Consider the following 5,024-nt stretch of genomic DNA (forward strand, 5'->3'; position numbering starts at 1 on the left):
CCGCCACCCTCTGCTGCTACAAACGTCTCCTCCGACTCACCACATAGGACACCGTCTAAACGACGCCCACCCACCGCCGGGAACACCCGAGAAGTGATGGCCTTCAGCGGAGTGACCCTAGCCACCGCTCCTGTCGTCAAACGAACGAATGACGACAGGTGCGGCGGGCGTCCAATGAACCCGGACTTTCCGGGGCCCGACGGCGGCGCAGATCCAATCAGATCCGATGGCAGCTGGTGACAGGGTTTGCTGACAGCTAGGGTCGAATGCGACCACCAACACGGGGAGCGGCTTGGCCAACCTGGTCTACAAGCGGGTGTCGACCGACCGGCAGTCGACCGACCGGCAGAACCTCGTCCTGGACGAGGCTGGGATCGAAAACCCGGTCGTCTTCGAGGAGGAGGCCGGCACCTCCAGCCGTCTCCACCCGCTGGAGCACGCCACCGACCTGGAGCCCACCGAGCACGCCACGCTCGACCAGGGGGTGACTGTACGACGCGGCCAGGGCTACACACTGCGTGTCAGCGCCACACCCTCGGTTCACCGCCAACTGCTGCCCGCTGCCAGCCCCTCGACGGCACCCCGGGAACCTCGGCGCTCCCCGCACAGCGCAAGGCCCGCCGCGAGTACGAGAACCGCGTCAACGCCCTGGCGGCTGACACCCCTTTGACGCGTATCTCGGCCGTTCCCCAAGCAGTCTCTCGACCTCGACTCGCGAAAAGCCGAAACCCTCGGCGATCAGTCGCACCGACCGCACGGGTATCCGCGCCGCAAGGCGGACCGAGACCTGGCCAATACCGGCCCTGGCGCCCACCGGCCACGGTGCGCCCGCTGCGGCGGCGGACCGTACGGCGACTGCCAGGCCGGTCGCTCGGATCGACTCGGGCCGCCCACTCCGCGGCGCGCCCAAGCGGGGTCCTGGAGCAGCTCGGCTGCCAGGCCGGGGTCGTTGTCGTTGTCGTTGTCGTGCAGCAGGTTCAGGAGCTCGGTTCGTATGGAACGCACGTTCATCCGCTCCAGGACAGTGAGATTGGTGGTGTCCCCGCACTCGGTGCACAGCGCGAGGAGCCAGGCGTCGAGGAGCTTGTGGTTCGCATTGACGCGGAATCCTTCGTTCGCCCGGAAGCGCCCTGAGGCGCACGTGTGGCAACGGTGGAGAACGATCGGCAGGCAGGTGGGCACGACCACCCAGTTCTTGGACACAGAAATACACCGGTTCCAGTGAGAAGACCGCAGCGGAAAGGAGCGCGGCGCACATGTGCGACGCGCGACGGATCAGCGCTCGGGAGGTCTCACTTGGTGTACAACGGCACGTCCTTGGCAGAGTGACAATCGGCGGGAACACAGTAACGACACACCGGAGAGCAACTCCACTGATTTTCAGGCGGATACCGGTCCCTCCCGGCGGCCACCCGCACCACCCTCGGCCCATCGGACACACCCCTAGGCACTGGTCATGCTGCTGTCCCGTATCCAGGTTGCCGAGGACGCTGAGGGGCGGATCGACTGGGGCACGTCGGTGGACTCCACCGTGGTGCGGACCCATCGGCATGCCACCGACGCGAGGTGAGCGCCGCCTGCCGCAGCTCCGCAAAAGGGGCATCCACGGCACTGTCCCTCGACCGGCAGTGAGTCCCACCAGCTACGGACCGGTACACGTATATCTGTACTTGGTTGAGCACCCAGCGGAGTTCGCCGACGGACACCATGGCGGTCGAGTTCCGTGTAGCCGATCACATCGATGCAGGTCGGGAAACCCACCCGACCGAAACCAGTGCGTGTGATCTACTGCTGGTCATGCCGTTGCTGCTGCTGGACCTCGACAACACCCTGGTCGACCGCGATGCTGCCTTCCGTACCGCTGTCGCGGACTTCCTCGCCCAGCATGGCCTGCCCGACTCCGACCTCGCGTGGGTGACGGCTATGGACGCCGGCGGCTATACCACGCGGTACGAAGTCGCCGCAGCTCTGACCGAACGATACGGCGACGTGGTGCCAACCACCGCTATCCGCGCCCTTCTCGACAACGGTGTCGCCGACCACGTCGTGCTGCCGCGATCCTCGCGCGAGGCGCTGAGCAAGGCCCAGGCCGACGGCTGGACCTGTGTGATCGTCACCAACGGCCGCACAGTCCAGCAGGAAGCGAAGATCCGCAACACAGGGCTCGACCAGCTTGTCCAGGGCTGGGTGATCTCCGAGACCGTCGGTCACAAGAAGCCCGAACCGGAAATCTTCCATGCGGCTGCAGCAACCGTCAGCGTCCCCCTGCCTGGTGCGTGGGTCATCGGCGATTCTCCGCATGCCGACATCGCCGGCGCCGAAGCACTCGGGCTTCGAAACGTGTGGGTGACGGACGGCCGGCCCTGGTCCCAGGACTGCTACCGGCCAACCCACATCGCCAAGGATGCCGCCTCTGCGATCAGCCACGTCATGCGGAAACAGAGATGAGGTGGGCTTGATCCGCTTTGGCGGACTTTCGAGATCAGGGGTTCAGCCCCGGGAGGATGCCCATCATGGAGAGCATGGGGGAAGAAGAGGCCTCACCGCCCTCGCCGTTCGTTCACGCCGGAGTTCAAAGCCGAGATCGTCGGGCTGTGCAGACGGGGTGACCCCTCGGTCGGGCAGGTTGCCGAGGACTTCGAACTGACGGAGGTACGGACCGTTTGATCCTGTATGGCTCACACGCCCCTCACATGAGCACGCCGACATGCACCAGGGCCGTCACACTCCGCCTGCGGCTCGGGGCCGCCGGCGGTGGTGCATCAGCCCCGCCGCGCATACCACCACGGGTGCGGCGACGGCAGGCACGGGCCACCAGAGGATGCCGATCCACGCCGCCGGCAGGCCCACCCCGAAACAAGCCGCGATGATGGTGACGAGTACCCGCTTGCCGTACGGATTCCAGCTGAAGGGCTCGTAGTCACGGGGCCGGGCAAGACGCACCGCACCGAACACGAAGGCCTGAGCCGCGACAAGCGCGGCGAGCACGCCGATGGCGGCGTTCATCGGGACCTCGTCACGGGGCGCCTCCGAAGTGTTCTGCCGTACGCCGTTCTTACTGAGCACCACGATGTCTCGCCGCCAGGCGGTGGCCGTGACCTGGTCGCCGGGCACGAGCCGCTCCAGGAGTGGCCCCGGGTCGCCGAAGGACATGGTTCCCCGCCAGGAGTGCCGACACGTCAGGGTTGCCTCATAGGAGGAGTTCCTCCCCGAGGTCCTGTTCACCGTCTTCTCCACGGTGAGATGCCAGGTACTCAGGCAGTCCGTCTGCCCCTGCTCCGTCGCGCGGGAGGAGCACGGCTCAGCCGCGCGGTAGTCCTGGTAGCGCTCGGTGTCGGAGGGCAACCACCAGGAGAAACACCAAGTAGCAGGCTGCCGCCGGTATCAGGGACAGCAGGATCAGCAGCACGGCCATGGGCCACGCTCGACGCGTCGACCGCAGGTCTGCACCGTCCTTGCTCGGCTGTCCGCCCGCGCTGTGAGCCCTCGCCCGTACTGTTGTCATCGCCTACCCCCTCCGTCCTAGCCTCCATCAGTCAGGGAGAGGAATACACGCAGGTCGGACGGCAGTCTGTGAGAGGGTGCGGCTTCCGTATCCCGGCAAGCCCAGTGCGAGGGGCGGGGCGCAGGGTGAGGTCTGTCCCTGGTTGCGGGCATCTGGAGGGGATCGGATTGTGCACGGGCCAGGCTTACTTGACGGAGTGTCAGAAAAGCTGATGTAGACAAGGTAGATCGAAGGCACGCGTATCCGGAGATGGCTCCGAAATCGCGGAGATCGTGCTGAATGTCTCGGCCGACGAGATCCACGGCAGTTGGAGCCATGGGCGCGGCCCTCACGATCACGCCAACGGGAGTCGACGTGATCACCAAGGCCGCGCCCTTCGTCGTTCACCGGGTGACCGGCTCAGGCGAGCCGCACCCGAGGGTCATGAGGGCCGTCAGGGTGTCGGGTTGTCGATTTCGAAGCCGTCGAACGTGGCGTACTGTCCCGACAGCTTGCTCACCACGATGGTGTGGATGCCGGCCGGGAGCGAGGAGTTGGTGTAGATGGCCGCATCGGCGTGGCGGGTGCCGTCGGCAGGAACCGTGTCGACGATGGTGGGGGATGCGCCGTCGATGGACACACTGATCTTGCCCTGGTCGGTGTACTGCTCGCCGAAGACCTTGATGCCGGTGCCGATGAAGGTGAACGAGAGGCTGCTGCCGTCGCCCCCTGCGTAGTGGATGTCGTCTTTGTAGTCGCCGTAGCTTCGGCCGGACGCATAGTTCCAGCCGCTGTAGGTGATCGACGGATCGGTGTCGTCGATCCGTGCCGCGGCCTGCGGTACTCCGATGTAGACCGTGACGCCTGTCGACGGCTTCGACGTGGCTCCATCCTTGTCGGACTGCATGGCGGTCAGCGTGTGCTGTCCGGGTGAGGAGCCGGTGACCGTGCAGGCCCACGCGCCGTTGGTGCCTGTCACCGTGGTGCAGCCGGCGTGGTCCAGGGTGACGCCGACGGTGACGGTGTCACCGGCCACTCCGGTTCCGCGCACCGTGTAGGTGTCCGCCAGGCCTGCCGCGCCGCTGACGGGAGCGGTGATCACCGGCTTGGGCACGTACGTGCCGACGGTGACGTCGGTGCCGTCAGCGCCGGGCGGCACCGTGGCGGTCAGGAAACCGGAGGAAAGCAGTCGCACGCTTGTCGCGCGCTGGTCACCGAAATACACCGGGGTGCTGGGCGAGAAGCCGGCGCCGGCGATGAGCACCTGGTCGGTGGTGGACCCGGCCGTGACGGGCGTGGGCGCGGAGATGTACCTCGTCTCCGGTTGCCGGCTGCCAGCCAACGACTGGTACCCGCTGGTCAGTCCGGCGTTGGCGAGCATCGAGTCCGGTATGTCGCCCGGGCCGGGCGATGCGGGGATCTTGGTGTTGTCGCTGACGTGCGAGTCGACCGGCGGGCTGCAGTCGTAGCTGCCGGCCCGGTCGGAGAAGAAGTTGCCAGTGACACAGAAGTGGCAGGTGGACGAGCAGCCGCCCTGCGC

At 66.6% G+C, this 5,024-nt stretch carries 5 protein-coding genes; 2 read left to right on the top strand and 3 right to left on the bottom strand.

The genetic code is table 11. The features are described from left to right. Positions 1-292 precede the first annotated feature (292 nt). Positions 293-670, top strand: a complete 378-nt coding sequence (locus ACFVXE_RS38560; RefSeq protein ID WP_389678425.1) for a hypothetical protein — start codon at positions 293-295, stop codon at positions 668-670. 68 nt (positions 671-738) lie between these two features. Here the strand turns inward: ACFVXE_RS38560 and ACFVXE_RS38565 are convergent, their stop codons facing one another. Further along, positions 739-1,203: a DUF1062 domain-containing protein gene (locus tag ACFVXE_RS38565; RefSeq protein ID WP_389678427.1), complete on the bottom strand. Its 465-nt coding sequence runs from the start codon at positions 1,201-1,203 to the stop codon at positions 739-741. Between the two features lie 504 nt (positions 1,204-1,707). Between ACFVXE_RS38565 and ACFVXE_RS38570 the strand changes: the two genes are divergently transcribed. Further along, positions 1,708-2,448, top strand: coding sequence for an HAD family hydrolase (locus tag ACFVXE_RS38570; RefSeq protein ID WP_389678428.1), 741 nt, complete (start codon positions 1,708-1,710; stop codon positions 2,446-2,448). Between the two features lie 273 nt (positions 2,449-2,721). Here ACFVXE_RS38570 and ACFVXE_RS38575 read toward each other — a convergent pair whose 3' ends face one another. Together ACFVXE_RS38575 and ACFVXE_RS38580 are read right to left on the bottom strand one after the other, a co-directional pair. Further along, positions 2,722-3,345, bottom strand: coding sequence for a hypothetical protein (locus ACFVXE_RS38575; protein ID WP_389678430.1), 624 nt, complete (start codon positions 3,343-3,345; stop codon positions 2,722-2,724). A 593-nt stretch (positions 3,346-3,938) separates the two neighbouring features. After that, positions 3,939-5,024, bottom strand: a 1,086-nt coding sequence (locus tag ACFVXE_RS38580; protein ID WP_389678431.1) for an IPT/TIG domain-containing protein, incomplete at its 5' end; no start/stop codon positions are given.

The sequence above is a fragment of the Streptomyces sp. NPDC058231 genome (assembly GCF_042882275.1).
Taxonomy (GTDB): Bacteria; Actinomycetota; Actinomycetes; order Streptomycetales; family Streptomycetaceae; genus Streptomyces.